The sequence below is a fragment of the Kosakonia sp. AG348 genome (genome assembly GCF_003337365.1).
In the GTDB taxonomy this organism is placed as follows: Bacteria; Pseudomonadota; Gammaproteobacteria; order Enterobacterales; family Enterobacteriaceae; genus Kosakonia.
Map to the genome: position 1 here is coordinate 63,908 of NZ_QPJR01000004.1, position 17,309 is coordinate 81,216.

Consider the following 17,309-nt stretch of genomic DNA (forward strand, 5'->3'; position numbering starts at 1 on the left):
ACAAGCCGGTAAGTGTTTGTTTAAAGCCCCGGAAAGGGGCTGAACCGTGGTTAACTAGGGGGCGGGGGGAACGGGTGGCGCCGGTGCCAGTTCCCTCACTTCCAGCCGGACTTCATAACGCTTGCCGTTTTCCAGCGCCGGCAGATTTTTAACCACATTGTTCAACGTATCGACCGGGGTGGTGGTTTGCTGGACGACACCATACACGAGGGATCCCGGCACGGGCGGGCTATCCCTTTGTAACGGCGGCGGTTTTATATCGCCCTCCGGGGCAGCAAAAACAGAAAAAGTGCACACCATAACGGCAGTGGCCAGGCGTGTCTTCGTTAATCCTCTCATGCTGTTCTCCGTGTTTGTGGTTAAAAAACATCACCCGAGGGAAAATAGCCCGCCAACAAGAAGGGAATGTGAACGCGTTTCGCAAGAGAGGAAAATTGCCGGACAACATCGCGACGTCATGGCCAGAAACGGCGTCACGGCAGGCATTTCTTTCCCCCCGCCATGTACGCTTTTGGCTTCCAGCACGGTACTCAGCATCATAGCCAGACCGTAGTGGTGTCGATCCGGTGCGTTATGTCAGCTTCGTACTATTCAATAATATTGACCTGACATTGGCTGTTGTCATTCCAGGCAAAAAGCACCAGATGCCAGAGCCCGGGCGCTTTACGCGAAGGGTCAATTAAACCATTAAAGCCGAGTGATTCCAGCCGATTACGCACACCCCACGAGCCGGGAACACCGCCCTCTTTCACCATTTCCTGCCATGGCGCAATCGCATCCTGAAGATTAATGCCCGCGGCCTGCACGGCATCTGCACTCCGGAGATCAAAAATGTTCTTTGCCATAACCCTGACTTTGACTATTTCCAGGCTGGCGCTTCGGTTGCTACGGTGGGATTGCATGGCTGCTTCTACACCTGCCGGCGATGAACTCAGGTACAGCGTTGGCTGATGGCTGTCAGAATAGCGCCCTGGCGCTCTGGAGCCGGCTAATGCAAAGTGCCGGTAGGCCGGATCAACTGCGCGATAAAAGACCCCGTCAACCGCTGTAAAATGCGTTGTCAGATCCATAAATCTCCTCATTGTGTTCTGAGAAAAAGTCTGCCATGGCAGCCGCGTCGATTCTGCTTCGTTTAATGGCCTGATTTCCGTCCTGCTGCCTGTGCTGATACGAGGATAAATTTGATGCTGCTCAATATGTAGTCCGATCCGCGTTGCAAGGTCAACAAGCGCGGCGTATCACCGTCGATGGCACTTTTGCCATTCTTTGGGGACGAAAACATGGCTGACAGAAGACCACTTAATCCAGATGTCGTCGTACCTAAACCTGGTGGTGGCACACAACCTCGCGATCGCAACAATAACGGAAGGGTTCGTGAGAAACGCTCGGATGCAGGTAAATCGAGAAAATGATGACCGGGGCCACCTTGCGGTGGCCTTTTTGTTTTGTACGCTAAGGGAATTGGCAACGCAGCCTCGCAAAAACTCTGCCAAATAACAGGCTTGAGAAAGGACTTAAAGCCAGGCAAAACAGACAGCCATGCAGCCATCCGGGCGTGTAAGTGGTTAAAATAAAAAAACATAAACGTTGCCAAATCGAACTCGCTATGTCTTAATAGCGCCATCGGTTTGGAATACAGACCTTATGAAAGCAGTTTTAGTAAAGCAGTCCTCAGTTCAAGAGTTATCCAAAGATACCCTTCTTCGTGAGCCTCCTCCTAAGTGCCAAATAAGTCACTCTATAATCACAGGCCATTATCGCCGCGCTTCGTGGCTCATCAATTAAGGAAATATCAATGTCTAATAAAATGACTGGTTTAGTAAAATGGTTCAACTCTGATAAAGGTTTTGGCTTTATCACTCCGGACGACGGCAGCAAAGATGTGTTTGTTCACTTCTCTGCAATCCAGAGCGACAGCTACAAAACCCTGGATGAAGGTCAGAAAGTCTCCTTCACCATCGAAAGCGGCGCGAAAGGCCCTGCAGCTGGTAACGTTACCGCGCTGTAAGCCCTGCCCTTTATCAGCGGGCTTACCACAGCGATGAAGGCAAACAGCCTGAGCAGTTAAGCGCGACTGAGAATAAAAAACCCGCCTGGTGCGGGTTTTTTATTGCCCGCATTTCGGCAAAACGGAAAGCGGCTCCGCCAGACAGGCGTAGCGCTGTTTGGCACAACCAGAAAAGCGACATTAAGAAATATCCTGCCAGATGAATAAATATTGAGAGCCCGCCCACATTTAATTCGCCGCTATCCCCAAAGAACATAGAGCACTAATTAAAACCAGGCTAACCGGTAATTTCGCAAGCCCGTCAGTATGAATGACGGCACATATAATATATTCCCTTTTAGTTTTACCCGCGCCAATAAAAACCTTTGCTGACTCATGATTACAACGCTGATCGAATAAAAGCACACGGCTTTTTTCGCTATCTATAATGCAATGTGCTTCATTTACTTAAAATATATTTTTCGCCTGCAATTTTTTTCTTTTTTTCATTAAAAAATGTGCGGCAATTGTCGATAAGTATTTTGATAAGTCCTGTCTCCAGCGTCCTCTTAAGAAGTGAAGACACCTGCAATCTGATAAGAAGTGAAAGTGAAACCGTCTTTTGAATATTAAGAATTATTATTGAGGATACCTCTATGCCAAAGCTGTTACCGTCAATAAAAAACCTGCCTGTCGCTGCCAAGCTGTTTGGCGGATTTGCGGTTTTGATAATTATCATTGTTCTGTCTTCACTTATCAGCATTCAGCAATCCAGCAATATCCGCGACCACGCCCTGAAAGGAAAATTAATCAATGAAATCAGTACGGAGCTAAATACCGCGCGGCGTAATCGTTTGACGTATCAATTAAACCACGATGAAAAATCCCTTGAGGCGAACAAAGTCGCCATTGAAAAAATGGACCAGAAAGCAGTTACTGGCCTGGACTACACCTGGGACGATGACGCCCGCGTGTTGTTTGATGAATTGCGCAGCACTATCCCGGATTACGCCACTCACCGGGACACGTTTGTTAAGCTGGAAAAAGTGACCGTCGGGCAGTCACAGAACCTGACATCAGCTGATATGAAAACCCTGCTCAATCAATTCACTACCCGCCTTGAGCAGCAGGAAACCACCACCAAAAACGAGATAGCGCTACTGAACCGTCTCAATAATATCTGGACGACGGCGTATGAGATCCAGTCATCGGCAGGTAAGCAAGGAATGGACATTTTTGCCCGTCAGTACGATGAAGCAACGAAAATGCTTAACGCTGAAAATGCGGCGTTTAGCGCTGAAGACAAAGAGATGGCGCAGGCGTTTCTCAGCGGCCTGCAGGGGCACGTCACAGCATATGCGGCTGCATTAAAAGAGTCGCAGAAGGCGGCGACGGAATTGACCGCCGTGGCAGAAAAAATTAATACCGTTACCTCGAATTTGGTTACAGGCCAGACGCAGAAAAATATCGATATCATTCAGCGGGTGATGATCATCATGGGCGTGGTTGCCCTTTGCGCCGTACTGACGGGGTTACTGGTCGCCTGGCTGCTTACGCGCCAGATGACGCGTCAGATAAAACACAATCTGACGCTGGCAGAACGTATTGCCGAAGGTGACCTGACCGCAACCATTGAACCTCAGTCAAAAGATGAACTGGGTCGCCTGACGCTGGCCATGGGCGTGATGAACGACAAGCTTCGCGAAATGATCACCCAGATAAAAGAGTCGGTGGTTCATGTTGCCAATGCCTCTTCGGACATTTCAGCAGGCAATACGGATCTGGCCTCCCGCACAGAACAGCAGTCTGCCGCCGTGGTTGAAACGGCGGCCAGCATGGAAGAGTTGACCTCAACGGTTAAGCGTAATGCCGACAACGCGCGCGAAGCCAGTCAGCTCGCGGTGCTGGCGGCGGAACATGCGCGTTCCGGTGGGAAAATTGTCTGGGATGTCGTCAGCACGATGGAGACGATCACCGAAAGCTCAAACAAGATCACCGATATTATCAGCGTCATCAATGGCATCTCTTTCCAGACCAATATCCTTGCACTAAACGCAGCCGTTGAGGCGGCGCGCGCTGGTGAACAGGGGCGCGGTTTTGCCGTGGTGGCGGGAGAAGTAAGAAGCCTTGCATCGCGCAGCGCTCAGGCCGCCAAAGAGATCGAAAGCCTGATTAAAGAGTCCGTACAACGTGTGGTCACCGGTTCAGAAATGGCCAATAAAGCCGGGACGACGATGGAGCAGATTGTCTCTTCTGTCACCAATGTGAGTGGCATCATGAACGAAATCTCCAGTGCGTCGGAAGAACAGAGCAGAGGTATCGATCAGATTGGTAAGGCGGTCACCGAGCTGGATTCAACGACACAGCAGAATGCCGCGCTGGTTCAGGAGTCGTCTGCGGCATCGTCATCACTGGAACAACAGGCTGAGCAACTTGCACAACTGGTTTCGGTGTTCAAACTGCGTTCCGATACCGTTAAGCCGAAAAAAAGCGTAGCGGCGCCTCACCGCAAGGTTGATCTGAAGCCCGCAACGTCGACAGGTCATAGTGCTGACTGGGAATCGTTCTGACGGTTATGACTTGCCAGTAAGTGCCCTCCTGATGAGGAGGGCACTGTTCGCGGCCAAGTGATAAACGGTGGCGGCTTATTACCTGTCTGACAGCCAGGGTTTGACGATAGATACTTTCTGATTGTCAAAATCAAGGGTAAGCGTTGAACCAAGGGGTAAAGTCAGCATCGGATGCGTGTGGCAGCAATCAAAACCATCCACGATCGGAACGTTTTCGTCACCTAAAACTTCGCGTAATACATCGTAAGGCGTCCGGCCGCTTCCGGCGTTATCGAATAATTCATGTTTACCAAGAAGGATCGCCCGCACTTTTTTAAACACGCCATTGAGTTTCAGCATCACGAATGAACGTTCAACGGTGGCAATATCTTTTAAGCTATCTTCAATGAACAGAATGTCACCGGATCGTATTTCAGGCATCCATTCACTCCCCCAGATACCCGATAACGTATTCAGGTTACCGCCAATAACGCGCCCTGTGTGTACCCCCTGCCCGATAAACCGGCAATTATTCGCATACAGTGTTTTAGCCCGTACCGGCTCGGCATCATCCCAGTTAAGCCGTTCATCCGTCCATTTTTCCGGTAAGACATAGTCGTAGTGACCGTTATTCTGTCCGCAAAGTATTTCAATAAACGCGTGATAAGTGGCATCCACCAGCGGCGGAAATTCACCAAATGAAGCAACCAATGCCGGGCCATAAAAGGTAACTAATCCCGTTCGCGCATAAATTCCCGCCAGTAACGCGGTGGTATCTGAATAACCGATGATTATTTTGGGGTCTGCTTTCAGAGCGTCATAATCAATAAAAGGCAGTAAGGCGTTACTATTATTTCCCCCTATTGTCGACATCACACAGCGAATTTGCGGATCGCGAATAAGTTCGTTGAACTCCTGCGCTCGCTCCGCAATCGTGCCGGAGCGATAGAAATCAGACTTGCCGGTCAGACGACCGGCTTTAAGACGAAACCCTTTCTCCTCCAGGAAGCGTTTCCCACGGCTAAACCGATTGGGTGCCGTGGTAGTTACCGGCGCTGATGAAGAGAAAAAACCAATGGTGTCACCGACCTGAAGAGGCGGCGCCAGAAGAGGCTTGCTGAAGTTAATCATTGGGATCCTTGTCTGTACTTACCTGCCAGCTTGCGGGCAAAACCTGTTTAGCACGCTTACTTAACGCCACGACTGACGGCTTGTTGCCAACCTGCCCGGCACTGATTTTTGCGGGCAGAAGCGAACGGTGCTGGCGCTATTTTTTCTTATTCAGCATCGATTTTAAATCGGCAAAGGGGTTATACGTCGCGGCCCCGACATCTTTCTGCGCGTCTTCCCCCGCCACTACGGTAGTGCCGTACTGATCGGCTTCCGTATATTTCGAGTGTTCGTGGTCATGGCAAAACAGACACAACAGCTCCCAGTTGCTGCCATCTTCCGGGTTATTGGTATGGTCGTGATCGATATGGTGAACCGTTAATTCACGCAGATTTGAATAAACAAACTCGCGTGAACAGCGTCCACACACCCACGGATAGATTTTAAGTGCTTTCTCACGATAACCGCTTTCCAGCCGCGCATAGTTTTTTGGGATCAAAGCCATTGCCAGTGCCACCTGTTATAAAAAGATAGTTTTCTACTATATCCCAAAAGCGACGCACTGGCGTAACCCGCAGCGGTGAATGGCTGGCAACACACCGCTGCGGGCCGTCTGCTTTATTAGCCTGTTAGTGGAGCGTCTTAACTCCGCCATCGAAGCGGTGGTTGAGCGCATTTGACCGGCACGCCACCCGCTAGCTAAAAACGCCAAAGATATCGGCAGTGCCGCCCAAAGCACGGCGCGGCTGATGGTCGCTGTTGTCCAGGCGTGCTTTTGCTGGCATAGACATCAAACACCGTCGGCATCGTCAGCCGCCTTGAAGATGCAGATTCACCACACGTTTGCAGTCGACCGCCTTTCCTGCGCCCCTTCGCCAGCACGACAGAATGTTACATTTATGTATCACACGATTGACGTGAAAGCCGATTATTATCCCTTCTCGCAGGTGTTCGATACGGCATCTGTTTTGTCGGTCAGCCGCCGAAAGCGGATAACAACCCGCTTTCAGGATGCGGAAAACCGGGACTTCAGAAACGCAGCGCATGCACATAAAAAGGGGTTCTATGCCGTTACGCTCGCTACAGGCACTCTGTTTAGTGAATTTTTTCATGGCGGATGTCAGGGATGGCCTTGGCCCCTTTTTGGGGATCTTTCTCACTGAGCATCACTGGCAAGCCGACAACATTGGCTGGATGATGACAGCCGGCGGTCTGGCGGGTCTGGTGGCGACCATGCCTTCCGGGCTGGTCGCTGACGCCACCCGGCATAAGCGCGGCATTCTCGTTGCCTGCTGCTTGCTGATCACCGCCGCCACGCTGTTACTCTGGGCGTATCCGACGCTTTTTGTCGTTGGTTTTTCACAACTTGTCACCGGCATATCCGCCGCGTTTATTGCGCCGCTATTAATGGGTATTACGCTTGGCTTAACCGGCCCGTCTGGCTTTAACCAGCAGATGGGCAGGAACGAGGCGTTTAACCACGGCGGAAATATGAGTGCCGCGATCCTGGCGGGCATTCTGGTGTGGTATTTCGGTACCGATGCCGTTTTTATTCTGATGACCGGCATGGCGATATGCGCAACGTTCGCGGTATTTGCTGTTCGCAATAACGACATTGATAACCGCGCCGCACGGGGGCTCAGTCACGGCGAAGATCCGGCGGCCGTCCCCCGCCTCAGTGCGATTATCACCCACCCGGCCCTTATTGCGACCGGCGTGACGCTGATGCTGTTTCACCTGGCTAACGCGGCGCTGCTGCCGATGCTCAGCATGCGGGTGGCCTCCGCGCCCGGCGGGGAAATGAGCGCCGGTGTATATGCGGCGGCGACGGTCATTATTTCGCAACTGGTGATGATCCCCGTCGCCTTATTTGCCGCCGCCAGGGCGGGAAAATATGGTTACCCGTTGCTGATTACCGCAGCGTTGCTGGTTCTGCCGCTGCGCGCGGCGCTCGCCTGCGTCTCGGCAGGACCGCTTTTTATGATCCCGGTTCAGATACTGGATGGCGTGGCCGCAGGGCTACTGGGCGTGGCGGTACCCGGTTATATCGTTAAATTGCTGGAAGGCAGCGGGCACACCAACGCCGGGCAGAGCTTTATCATGCTGTTGCAGGGTGCCGGAGCCGCATTCAGCCCGGCGATGGCGGGAACAATTGCGGCGAAATACTCCTACAGCGTGGCGTTTGCCGTGCTGGGTGCAATCGCCCTGCTGGCGCTGGTTATCTGGTGGCTACGCCGGCTTTTTTCAGGAGTTAGTAAAGAGCGGCAGTATGAATGACGCGCGCCCCGGCGCGGCTGAAAAAGCGCGGCGGGTAGTCTCTGTTTAATAGCGCGTTGGCGGCACGCCGAACATGGCGCGAAACGCAAAGGTAAACGAGGCCGGGCTTGAATAGCCAAGCTCCAGCGCCACCTGCGTCACGCTGCGTTTGTTTTTTAGCATCACCACGGATTCCAGCAAACGCACCCGTTTTTTCCATTCGCTGAACGCCACGCCGGTCTCCTTTTTGAAACGGCGCGAGAACGTGCGCACCGACATACCGCTACAGGAGGCCCACTGTTCAATACTGTGCGCGTCGCCGGGGGTTTTCTGGATCTGGCTGCAAACTCTCGTCAGCAACGGTGATACCGGCCAGGAGACCGATAACCCGGCATCGGGTAAACGTCTGAGCAGCGAAATCAGCACCTGCACTAACTGCGCGTCATCGCCTGCGTCGTCATACTTTTCCGGCACGTTTTGCGTGGCGTAGTGAATATACTCACGCACAAAATCACTCACCACCACCACCTTACTGCCGCTAAAGGGGATGGTGGCAAAATCGTCCTCGACATACAGGCTTTCCAGCAATACGTCGCTGCCGGCAAGAAGACGGTGCGGCACGCGCGCCGGGATCCAGACACCGTAAAGCACGGGTACCACCAGCGTCTTCCCTTCAATTTCCACCCGCATACTTCCCTCGCGCGCATAGAGAAATTCCGCGAACGGATGCTCATGCATGTCCACGCCCGTATCGCCGCGTAAAGGGTAACTGCGAAAGTACACCGGGCGAGGCAAGGTCATCAGCACCGGCGCGGGCTGGCCGCTAATGGGCTGACGAGGCGGCAACACAAGCTTTGAGCACATAACAACCTGACCTCTATTCGATGAAGTTTGTCTTGATAGCACAGCGCAGGCAAAACGGGTTTCCTGAATAATGAACGGGTCATAAATATATTTCACCCGTTGTGAACAATTTACCAGCCAGCTGCCTGAGCGATAAGCCTTTTTCGCACTGACGGGCAGTGAATAACGGGGGAATTACCGGCTGAGCGTACGCTACGTTGAAGGAAAGATGATGGCTAACGAATGTACCGTCGATGTGATCAGTAAACCCGGCCACTGGCTGCGGATTGTCCAGGAACTGCTGTCCCAGGCAGGCATCATGATTAATGGTCCCGAACCCTGGGATATCCGCGTGCATGACACGCGTTTTTTCAGGCGCGTGTTGCAGCAGGGTTCACTCGGGCTCGGTGAAAGTTATATGGAGGGCTGGTGGGATTGCAAACAGCTCGATGCGTTTTTTGACAAGCTATTGCGCGCCAGACTTGATGAGCAGCGCCCGGCGCGTTTGGCCGACCTGATGCGCATTGCCGCGGCGCGCATCATCAACCCTCAGTCCCGTCGCCGCGCCTGGCAAGTGGGCGAAGTGCATTACGATCTGGGTAACGATCTGTTTAGCCGCATGCTCGATCCCCATATGCAGTACTCCTGCGGTTACTGGAAAAACGCCGATGAACTCTGCGCGGCGCAGGAGGATAAGCTCGCGCTGATCTGTGAAAAACTGCAGCTTAAACCGGGCATGACGCTGCTGGATATTGGCTGCGGCTGGGGCGGTTTAGCGCAATACGCGGCGCGCCATTATGGTGTCAGCGTTGAAGGCATCACCATTTCGGCAGAGCAAAAAGCCTACGCCGAAAGCCACAGCGAGGGGCTGGATATTCGCATCCTGTTGCAGGATTACCGCGATCTGGATAAACGCTATGACCGCATCGTCTCCGTCGGCATGTTCGAACATGTCGGCCCGAAAAACTATGCGACCTACTTTAACGCCGTCGATCGCTGCCTGAAGCCGGATGGTCTGTTTTTACTGCACTCCATCGGGTCGAATAAAACCCTGCATAATGTCGATCCCTGGATCAATAAATACATTTTCCCGAATGGCTGCCTGCCCTCCTTAAAACAGATTACCGAAGCCAGCGAGCCCTATTTTGTTATCGAAGATGTGCATAATTTCGGTGCCGATTACGACAAAACATTAATGGCCTGGCATCGCCGTTTTAATCAGGCCTGGCCGCAAATAGCAGGCAATTACTCCACGCAATTTCATCGCATGTTTAATTATTACCTCACCGCCTGCGCGGGCGCATTTCGCGCCAGAAATATCCAGCTCTGGCAAATCGTATTAAGCCGCGGCGTCACCGGCGGGCTGCGCGTGGCGCGCTAAAGAGACGCGTAAACAGGTAAGCGCAAACGCCCTCGCCGCCTGCCTGAAATGAAAAATAACGTTATGCCGTTATCTTCGCTGGAAGCTAAATAATATGAACGTAAATTTTTTTGTTACCTGCATTGGGGACGCACTTAAATCGCGCATGGCGCGAAACAGTGTCCTGCTACTCGAACAGTTAGGCTGCCGTGTGCAGTTTCCTGAAAAACAGGGCTGCTGCGGTCAACCGGCAATTAATAGCGGCTACATTCGTGACGCCTTGCCGGGTATGAAAGCGCAAATTGCGGCGCTGGAAATCAACGACTACCCGATTATCTCGCCTGCCGGTTCCTGCATGAACGCGATCCGCCACTATGGGGACTGGCTGGTCGATGAACCTGAGTGGGCGATGCGCGCCGCGAAGGTTGCCAGCCGCATGGTTGATCTGACCTCCTTTATCGTTAACCAGCTTGGCGTAACCGACGTCGGCGCGCGCCTGCCAGGACGGGCGGTCTATCACCCCTCATGCAGCCTGTTTCGTAAGCTCGGGGTACGTGATGAACCGCTAATACTGCTGCGCGAGGTGCGTGATCTGGAAATTGTGCCGTTTGGCGCCCAGGAAACCTGCTGCGGTTTTGGCGGCACCTTTTCGGTCAAAATGGCCGAAATTTCCGGCGAGATGGTGAAAGAAAAGGTCGCGCATATCATGCAAGCCAGGCCGGATTACCTGATCGGCGCGGATGCCAGTTGCCTGCTGAATATCGGCGGGCGTTTACAGCGTGAAGGCCAGAATGTGCGTGTGCTGCATATCGCTGATGTGCTGATGAGCCGCTAAGGAAACACTATGTCGCTAAAAACCAGCAATGTTCCTTTTTATGACCGGGTACAGCAGCAAATTGACGATCCGGTAATGCGCCACGCCGTGGCGAACGCGCAGGATCGGATCGGTATCAACCGGCAGAAAATGGTCGATGAACTGGAAAACTGGCCCGACTGGCGCTCGCGCGCCGCTGAAATTCGTGCCCATGTTCTCGACAATCTCGATGCCTATCTTTACCAGTTAAGCGAAAAGATCCGCGCTAACGGCGGTCACGTCTTTTTCGCCGATACGCATGAAGATGCCACCCGCTATATTTTGCAGGTTGCCGGGGAAAAACAGGCACGCAAAATCGTTAAATCGAAGTCGATGGTCACCGAAGAGATCGGCATGAACGCCGCGCTTGAAGCGGCTGGCATTGAGGTCGTGGAAACGGATCTGGGCGAGTATATTCTGCAACTCGCCAAAGATGCCCCCTCACACGTGGTTGTCCCGGCCATTCATCGGGATCGCCATCAAATTCAGCACGTGTTACGCGAAAAGCTGGGTTATAACGGCCCCGAAACGCCGGAAGCCATGACGCGTTTTATTCGCCAGAAGATCCGCGAGGATTTCCTCAGCGCCGACATCGGCATTACTGGCTGCAACTTTGCAGTCGCGGAAACCGGCACGCTCAGTCTGGTGAGCAATGAAGGCAATGCCCGGCTTTGTACCACCGTGCCGAAAACGCATATCGCCGTGATGGGCATGGAGCGCGTGGTGCCGACATTCGCCGAGCTGGACGTCATCCTCACCATGCTGGCGCGCAGCGCGGTTGGCGCCCGTCTTACGGGATATAACACCTGGCTTACCGGCGCGAAAGGCAGCATGGAGAGCGACGGGCCGGAATCGTTCCATCTGGTTATTGTCGACAATGGCCGCTCGCAGGTGCTGGGCTCGCCTTTCCAGGACATCCTGCGCTGCATACGCTGCGGTGCCTGCATGAATACCTGCCCTGCCTACCGTCATATCGGCGGACACGGTTACGGCTCAATCTATCCCGGCCCGGTTGGCGCGGTGCTTACGCCGTTGCTCGGCGGTTATGATGATTTCAAAAACCTGCCCTACGCCTGCTCGTTATGTACCGCCTGCGATGATGTCTGCCCGGTGCGCATTCCGCTGTCGTCACTGATCCTTGAACACCGCCGCACGCTGGCGGAAAGCGGAAGAACGCCCGCCATGGAAAGACACACCGTTCATCTGTTCAATTACGCCAACCGTCACCCCCGGCTGTGGAAAGTAGGCATGGTCGCTGGGGCACGCGCCGCCCAACTGATGATCCGCAACGGCAAGATGCCCTTTACGATCTCAGCCATCGGCAAGTGGACGGAGGCCCGCGATCTGCCCGCTGCCGATGGCGAGAGTTTCCGCAGTTGGTTTAAAAAACACCAAAAACAGCATAAAAACGGGGAGCAAGCCTGATGGAAAACCGCGATGCGTTTATGCAAAAAATTGCCGGACGGCTCGGTCGCGAACCGCGTCAGATACCGCCGCCGCTGGAGTTTGCCGGACACGCTCCGCTGACAAGCCGCTATGCCGGACAGATCCAGCAGCACCCCTGCGACAGTTTTATCGAATATGCGACCACGGTTATGCAGGCCCACTGCGAAGTGGCTCCGCTGGCGCAAATTCCCCAGCTTGCCGAACGGATCTGTAACCAGTACGGCGGCGGTCCGCTGCTGATTAGCGGCGACGCCCGGCTGGCAAACGTCGGGATCACCGCGCATTTGCAGAACAGGTTTCCAGCACATTGCTGGGATTCAGCCAGCGGAGAAGAGAATCTGCGGCGCGCCGCACAAGCCAGCATTGGCGTGGTCTACGCCGAATATGGTCTGTGCGAAACCGGCGGTGTGGTGCTCTTTTCCTCCCCGTCACAGGGGCGTGCTATCAGCCTGCTGCCCACCACCACCCTGTTCGTTATCTATAAGAGCAGATTGCTGTATGGCGTCACACAACTGGCGCACGTTTTGCGCCAGCGGGTGCAGGAAGGCGAAACGCTTCCCTCGTGTATCAATCTTATCGCCGGACCAAGTTCGACGGCCGATATTGAGCTGATTAAAGTCGTCGGCGTCCACGGGCCGCTTAATGCCGTCTACTTAATTATTGAAGATTGCTGATGCGGATAACCTGACGGGCGGAAACAGGCCATCTGCCCGTAAACAGAATGACGCGTGACGCTTTTGCGTTCGGGGAGGAAACAGAGATAACTTCCCCAAACGCCGCGCATTAACAGCGGGTATTGAAATGAGAAAAAAGTCCTCGTTATATCTGATGAGCTTAACCATCCAGGATATTCTCCAGTGGATAGAGCGCAATATTGCCGAGCCCTTACCGCTTGGCGTGTTAGCGAAAAAATCCGGTTACTCTGCCTGGCATTTCCAGCGCGGTTTTAAACAAATCGCCGGCATGTCGCCTGGTGTGTATATCCGCTACCGGCGCATGGTGATTGCGAAAGCGTTGCTGAGCGAAACGCATCGCTCTATTACGGATATTGCGCTGCACCTGGGTTACCAGCAGCAATCGACATTCTGCCGCGCGTTTCGCGAACAGTATCAGTTAACGCCAAGACAATATCGCCTGCTTGCTCAGGAGCAGTCGACGCAGGAATAAACCGCTCTCGCGTCGCCACCCTCCAGGCTACACTGAAACGCTCGACCAGCGCGCAAGGAATAAGGGATGACAGCTCAGGATTTATCAAAAATGGGGGCTGCAAACGTGACGCTTTTTGTTGATGAGCATGGCCAGCGCGTCATTGAGAAATATCCCGTCAGTGAGGTTGAATATGCTTTCTATCAACATGTGGCGCACCGGCTCAACGCGGCAAAGATTGCCTCGCCAGGGCTGTTATTCGCCGATCCGGCGCGGCAGTTAGTAAGGCTTGAGTATATTCCTCACCCGGTTTCGCAGGATGCCGTGGCAGGTGATGAGGTGTTAACGATGCTGGCTCGCTTGCATCGCGTTGCGCCAGAGGCGTCATGGCGCTATCACCCGCATAGCTGGTCAGTTTCCGCGCTGGAAAAATCGCTGGCGCTGCTGGCGTTGCCGGAACCGGCTTCGCAACAACTGCGCCGTTTTCAGCAATCCAGCGAGGTGCTCTTTCGCCATCCGGGGTTAATTTCCGGCGACAGCAATGCGGGTAACTGGGGACGACGGGATAACGGCGAGCTGGTGCTCTTCGACTGGGAACGATTTTCCACGGGAAGCCCGGCGATTGACCTCGCGCCGCTGATAAAAGGGATGGGCACCACACACGCTTTTCAGGCGCTTGCCGGGCGCTATTGTCGTATTGCGGATCATGCAACACCGCGCGAACTCGGCCGGGAGATTGCCATCGCCAAAGCGTGGATTGTCACCGAAGTGGTCACGCTGCTTGCTGAGCGGCAGAAAACCGATCTTCAGCGCTATCTCGCCTGGTACCGGCAACATCTTCCGGACTGGTTAGACAGCACCGTTACCCTGCTCTGAATGGCGGCAGCTTACTGTCCTGTTCGCGTAGCTTTCCCCACGGTTTCGGCATAGGGTGTTATGAGCATTAGCTCATTAACAGGAACCGTAAGATGCGTGATCTTCCCCCCACTGCGACACTGCGCGCCTTTGAAGTGGCAACCCGCCACACCACCTTTACCGCGGCGGCGGCAGAGCTGTGTATAACGCAAAGTGCCGTCAGTCATCAGCTAAAAAATCTCGAGGACATCTGGGGATTACCGCTGTTTCAGCGCGGCAAAACCCTCAGCCTGACGCCAGCCGGTGCCGCGCTCGCCCCGCTGGTACGTGAATTTTTCAGCAAACTGGAAACCACGCTGGCGGATTTGCGCGAGCAAAAAGGCCGGGTGCGGCTGCGCGTCAACACCACTTACTCTTTTGCGCTGAAATGGTTGCTCCCACGCTTGCCGGATCTGGCGCGCTTACACCCGGAAATTCTGGTGACGCTGGAAAGCACCGATCAGGCCATTAACTTCGCCAGCACCGATGCCGATGTGGCGATCCGCTTTGGTCACGGGAATTATCCGGCGCTGCATACAGAATTTATGTTCCGCGAGCAGCTTTTTCCGGTTGCCAGCCCGGCACTTTTGCAGCGTTTTGGCACGCCGGATGAACCTGCCGAACTGCTGCGCTACCCACTGCTGACGCGCGATGGCGCCGATCTGGTTCCCAAATGGGACGCCTGGTTTAAGCAGGTCGGCGTTAATACCGATGTGCTGCATGAGAACGTGCGTTTCGCCGATACTAATATGACCATCGAAGCGGCGTTACTGGGCCAGGGAATTGCGCTGGCGCGCAGTGGGCACGTTGAAAAGGAGATCGCCGATGGCTCGCTGGTGCGGCTTTTTGACGTGCCTTTCCCGTCGCCGGCCGCCTATTATTTTGTCTGCCCGCAGGGGATCGAAACACAGCCGCACATTGTGACATTCCGCAGCTGGCTGTTAGCAGAGTCACAACAGGCACAGCTTAACTATCGCTAAGCATGAGTATTTGTTCATGCTGGTGTGATGACACTTCACTTTTCATCCGGGCATGTGCTGATTAGCATCGATACATGCCCACTTACCTTGTTTTACTGACGTTATTCGCCGCCCTGCTGCATGCCAGCTGGAATACGCTGTTACGCGGCGGCACGGATCGCTTATGGTCCATGACCATCATGTGCGCGACGATAGCCCTCACCTGCATTGTCGTGGCGCCGTTTTTACCCTTGCCGGCTTATGCCAGCTGGAAATATGCGCTGCTGTCAGCGGTGCTGCATGTCGGTTATAACCTGTCTCTGGTACGCAGTTATCAGAGCGGCGATCTCGGGCAAACCTACCCGATTGCGCGCGGTGCTTCACCGCTGATGGTGACCCTGGCGGCGGCTCTGTTTGCCGGGGAAAAAATGGCCGTGAACGCGCTGGCTGGCATTGGGTTGATTTCCGGCGGTATTCTGCTGCTTGCCCTGCAACGCCGTCGCCTGGCGCTACCGGGTCTGACATATTCGCTGGTCACTGGCGCGTTTATCGCCGCTTATAGCGTGGTGGATGGCATTGGCGTGCGCATCGCGGGTAATGCCATCGCCTATACCGTGTGGATGAGTGCGTTATGGGGCGCGCTGATGCCCGCGCTCTATATCGGGCTTCGCGGTGCAAAAAGTTTACTGCGCTGGCGTCCCGATGTATTGCCTGCTGCCGCCGGCGGGCTGGTTTCGCTGTTGGCTTACGGCATCATTATTTATGCGATGGCGACCGCGCCAATGGGGGCAGTTTCAGCGCTGCGTGAAACCAGCGTTCTGTTTGCGGCGCTACTGGGTTATCTGTTTCTCGGCGAGACGTTAACGCTAAGAAAAGTGCTGGCGTGTACGGTGATCGCGACCGGCACGGTAATAATTGGTTAACCACATCAGGAGAACTCACCATGTCTGATTTTCCGACAATTGCGCTGCTTGGCCCGGGGGCTATCGGCACGACTATCGCGGCGGCGCTGCACGAAGTGGGCCACGCGCCCGTTTTATGCGGACGTACCGCGCACCCGCAGTTGATTCTGCGCCACGATGAGGGGGAAATTGTGGTGCCCGGCCCGGTATTGAGCGATCCGGCAGCGCTGCATAAGCCGTTCGATCTGGTGTTTGTGGCGGTGAAAACTACGCAGGTTGCGCAGAGCGCCGCCTGGCTGGCGACGTTATGCGATGAAAACACCGTTGTGTGCGCACTGCAAAATGGCGTCGAGCAAAAAAACCAGCTCGCTCCACTGGTCAACGGCGCAAGCGTGCTGCCGTCCGTCGTCTGGTTCCCGGCGCAGCGTGAGCCGGATGCCTCTGTCTGGCTGCGCGCCAGACCGCGCCTGACGCTGCCGGACGTGCCGCAGGCAGAACGGGTGGTGAAAGCGCTCAGCGACACACGTTGCGCGGTTGAATTGTCGGCGGATTTTACGTCGATCGCCTGGCGCAAGCTGTTGCAGAATGCGGTCGCTGGCCTGATGGTGCTCGCCAATCGCCGTGCCGGCATGTTCACACGCGAGGATATCACCGCGCTGGCGCTGGCGTACCTGCGTGAATGCCTGACGGTTGCGCGGGCGGAAGGCGCGGTGCTCAGCGATAACGTTGCCCGGGAGATTGTGGACGGTTTTCACCGTGCGCCAGCGGACTTAGGCACGTCAATTCTCGCCGACCGCCAGGCGAATCGCCCGCTGGAGTGGGATATCCGTAACGGCGTGGTGCAGCGCTATGGCCGCACACATGGCATCGCCACGCCCATCAGCGATGTGGTGGTTCCGCTGCTGGCCGCAGGCAGTGAAGGACCCGGTTGATCGTCCGGCTTTGCACGAAAAAGGGAACGTGATGCTGTTCATTTCGTCATCAGAAAACACGGTGTGCCAGGC

Annotated in this window: 18 protein-coding genes; 12 read left to right on the forward strand and 6 right to left on the reverse strand. The window is 54.6% G+C overall.

Features of this window, described 5'->3' with window-relative positions; translation table 11 throughout:
• Window positions 1-54: 54 nt before the first annotated feature.
• From DFO56_RS24725 to DFO56_RS24730, 3 genes are all read right to left on the reverse strand, one after another.
• Window positions 55-222 carry a hypothetical protein gene (locus DFO56_RS24725; RefSeq protein ID WP_158539526.1) on the reverse strand — a complete coding sequence of 56 codons (168 nt, stop codon included), beginning with the start codon at window positions 220-222 and terminating at the stop codon, window positions 55-57.
• Between the two features lie 365 nt (window positions 223-587).
• Window positions 588-1,070 (reverse strand): RES family NAD+ phosphorylase, encoded by a 483-nt coding sequence (locus DFO56_RS10540; protein ID WP_045509597.1) that lies wholly within the window; start codon window positions 1,068-1,070, stop codon window positions 588-590.
• 62 nt (window positions 1,071-1,132) lie between these two features.
• On the reverse strand, window positions 1,133-1,594 hold the full coding sequence (locus tag DFO56_RS24730; protein WP_158539527.1) for a hypothetical protein: 462 nt from the start codon (window positions 1,592-1,594) through the stop codon (window positions 1,133-1,135).
• Between the two features lie 201 nt (window positions 1,595-1,795).
• Between DFO56_RS24730 and cspA the strand changes: the two genes are divergently transcribed.
• Together cspA and DFO56_RS10550 are read left to right on the forward strand one after the other, a co-directional pair.
• Window positions 1,796-2,008, forward strand: a complete 213-nt coding sequence (cspA, locus tag DFO56_RS10545; RefSeq protein WP_016495754.1) for an RNA chaperone/antiterminator CspA — start codon at window positions 1,796-1,798, stop codon at window positions 2,006-2,008.
• A 635-nt stretch (window positions 2,009-2,643) separates the two neighbouring features.
• Window positions 2,644-4,557, forward strand: coding sequence for a methyl-accepting chemotaxis protein (locus DFO56_RS10550; protein WP_045509600.1), 1,914 nt, complete (start codon window positions 2,644-2,646; stop codon window positions 4,555-4,557).
• A 78-nt stretch (window positions 4,558-4,635) separates the two neighbouring features.
• Here DFO56_RS10550 and DFO56_RS10555 read toward each other — a convergent pair whose 3' ends face one another.
• Together DFO56_RS10555 and yajD are read right to left on the reverse strand one after the other, a co-directional pair.
• Entirely contained in the window at window positions 4,636-5,667 is a 1,032-nt protein-coding gene (locus DFO56_RS10555; RefSeq protein WP_045509603.1) for a S66 peptidase family protein, read from the reverse strand.
• A gap of 136 nt (window positions 5,668-5,803) precedes the next feature.
• On the reverse strand, window positions 5,804-6,151 hold the full coding sequence (yajD, locus tag DFO56_RS10560) for an HNH nuclease YajD (RefSeq protein WP_013365700.1): 348 nt from the start codon (window positions 6,149-6,151) through the stop codon (window positions 5,804-5,806).
• Window positions 6,152-6,711: 560 nt separating this feature from the next.
• On the opposite strand from yajD, the gene DFO56_RS10570 reads away from it, so the two are divergent.
• On the forward strand, window positions 6,712-7,923 hold the full coding sequence (locus DFO56_RS10570) for an MFS transporter (protein WP_045509615.1): 1,212 nt from the start codon (window positions 6,712-6,714) through the stop codon (window positions 7,921-7,923).
• A 45-nt stretch (window positions 7,924-7,968) separates the two neighbouring features.
• On the opposite strand, the gene DFO56_RS10575 is transcribed toward DFO56_RS10570, so the two are convergent.
• Entirely contained in the window at window positions 7,969-8,766 is a 798-nt protein-coding gene (locus tag DFO56_RS10575; RefSeq protein ID WP_045509618.1) for an AraC family transcriptional regulator, read from the reverse strand.
• Between the two features lie 211 nt (window positions 8,767-8,977).
• Between DFO56_RS10575 and cfa the strand changes: the two genes are divergently transcribed.
• From cfa to DFO56_RS10620, 9 genes are all read left to right on the forward strand, one after another.
• Entirely contained in the window at window positions 8,978-10,126 is a 1,149-nt protein-coding gene (gene cfa, locus DFO56_RS10580; RefSeq protein WP_016495748.1) for a cyclopropane fatty acyl phospholipid synthase, read from the forward strand.
• A 94-nt stretch (window positions 10,127-10,220) separates the two neighbouring features.
• The gene (locus DFO56_RS10585) at window positions 10,221-10,940 is read left to right on the forward strand and encodes a (Fe-S)-binding protein (RefSeq protein ID WP_045509622.1); all 720 of its coding nucleotides are present in this window, start codon (window positions 10,221-10,223) and stop codon (window positions 10,938-10,940) included.
• Window positions 10,941-10,949: 9 nt separating this feature from the next.
• Window positions 10,950-12,383: a LutB/LldF family L-lactate oxidation iron-sulfur protein gene (locus DFO56_RS10590; RefSeq protein WP_045509625.1), complete on the forward strand. Its 1,434-nt coding sequence runs from the start codon at window positions 10,950-10,952 to the stop codon at window positions 12,381-12,383.
• Window positions 12,383-13,078 (forward strand): lactate utilization protein C, encoded by a 696-nt coding sequence (locus DFO56_RS10595; RefSeq protein WP_045509627.1) that lies wholly within the window; start codon window positions 12,383-12,385, stop codon window positions 13,076-13,078. Before DFO56_RS10590 ends, DFO56_RS10595 begins: the two co-directional genes overlap by 1 nt.
• A gap of 127 nt (window positions 13,079-13,205) precedes the next feature.
• Window positions 13,206-13,571 carry a helix-turn-helix transcriptional regulator gene (locus tag DFO56_RS10600; RefSeq protein ID WP_082071774.1) on the forward strand — a complete coding sequence of 122 codons (366 nt, stop codon included), beginning with the start codon at window positions 13,206-13,208 and terminating at the stop codon, window positions 13,569-13,571.
• Window positions 13,572-13,637: 66 nt separating this feature from the next.
• A complete protein-coding gene (locus tag DFO56_RS10605; RefSeq protein ID WP_045509630.1) occupies window positions 13,638-14,426 on the forward strand; it encodes a phosphotransferase in 789 nt (262 codons plus the stop codon).
• Window positions 14,427-14,518: 92 nt separating this feature from the next.
• Window positions 14,519-15,424 (forward strand): transcriptional regulator GcvA, encoded by a 906-nt coding sequence (gene gcvA, locus DFO56_RS10610; protein ID WP_045509633.1) that lies wholly within the window; start codon window positions 14,519-14,521, stop codon window positions 15,422-15,424.
• 74 nt (window positions 15,425-15,498) lie between these two features.
• Window positions 15,499-16,326 carry a DMT family transporter gene (locus DFO56_RS10615; protein ID WP_045509636.1) on the forward strand — a complete coding sequence of 276 codons (828 nt, stop codon included), beginning with the start codon at window positions 15,499-15,501 and terminating at the stop codon, window positions 16,324-16,326.
• 20 nt (window positions 16,327-16,346) lie between these two features.
• On the forward strand, window positions 16,347-17,237 hold the full coding sequence (locus tag DFO56_RS10620; protein WP_045509638.1) for an oxidoreductase: 891 nt from the start codon (window positions 16,347-16,349) through the stop codon (window positions 17,235-17,237).
• Window positions 17,238-17,309 lie beyond the last annotated feature (72 nt).

What these genes read in the sequence shown, in the direction of transcription:
- DFO56_RS10600 (WP_082071774.1), top strand. Translation starts at nt 13,206, where the DNA reads ATGAGAAAAAAGTCCTCGTTATATCTGATGAGCTTAACCATCCAGGAT.
- cspA (WP_016495754.1), top strand. Translation starts at nt 1,796, where the DNA reads ATGTCTAATAAAATGACTGGTTTAGTAAAATGGTTCAACTCTGATAAA.
- DFO56_RS10555 (WP_045509603.1), bottom strand. Translation starts at nt 5,667, where the DNA reads ATGATTAACTTCAGCAAGCCTCTTCTGGCGCCGCCTCTTCAGGTCGGT.
- DFO56_RS10585 (WP_045509622.1), top strand. Translation starts at nt 10,221, where the DNA reads ATGAACGTAAATTTTTTTGTTACCTGCATTGGGGACGCACTTAAATCG.
- DFO56_RS10595 (WP_045509627.1), top strand. Translation starts at nt 12,383, where the DNA reads ATGGAAAACCGCGATGCGTTTATGCAAAAAATTGCCGGACGGCTCGGT.
- cfa (WP_016495748.1), top strand. Translation starts at nt 8,978, where the DNA reads ATGGCTAACGAATGTACCGTCGATGTGATCAGTAAACCCGGCCACTGG.
- DFO56_RS10550 (WP_045509600.1), top strand. Translation starts at nt 2,644, where the DNA reads ATGCCAAAGCTGTTACCGTCAATAAAAAACCTGCCTGTCGCTGCCAAG.
- DFO56_RS10605 (WP_045509630.1), top strand. Translation starts at nt 13,638, where the DNA reads ATGACAGCTCAGGATTTATCAAAAATGGGGGCTGCAAACGTGACGCTT.
- DFO56_RS10615 (WP_045509636.1), top strand. Translation starts at nt 15,499, where the DNA reads ATGCCCACTTACCTTGTTTTACTGACGTTATTCGCCGCCCTGCTGCAT.
- gcvA (WP_045509633.1), top strand. Translation starts at nt 14,519, where the DNA reads ATGCGTGATCTTCCCCCCACTGCGACACTGCGCGCCTTTGAAGTGGCA.
- DFO56_RS10620 (WP_045509638.1), top strand. Translation starts at nt 16,347, where the DNA reads ATGTCTGATTTTCCGACAATTGCGCTGCTTGGCCCGGGGGCTATCGGC.
- DFO56_RS10540 (WP_045509597.1), bottom strand. Translation starts at nt 1,070, where the DNA reads ATGGATCTGACAACGCATTTTACAGCGGTTGACGGGGTCTTTTATCGC.
- DFO56_RS10590 (WP_045509625.1), top strand. Translation starts at nt 10,950, where the DNA reads ATGTCGCTAAAAACCAGCAATGTTCCTTTTTATGACCGGGTACAGCAG.
- DFO56_RS10575 (WP_045509618.1), bottom strand. Translation starts at nt 8,766, where the DNA reads ATGTGCTCAAAGCTTGTGTTGCCGCCTCGTCAGCCCATTAGCGGCCAG.
- DFO56_RS10570 (WP_045509615.1), top strand. Translation starts at nt 6,712, where the DNA reads ATGCCGTTACGCTCGCTACAGGCACTCTGTTTAGTGAATTTTTTCATG.
- yajD (WP_013365700.1), bottom strand. Translation starts at nt 6,151, where the DNA reads ATGGCTTTGATCCCAAAAAACTATGCGCGGCTGGAAAGCGGTTATCGT.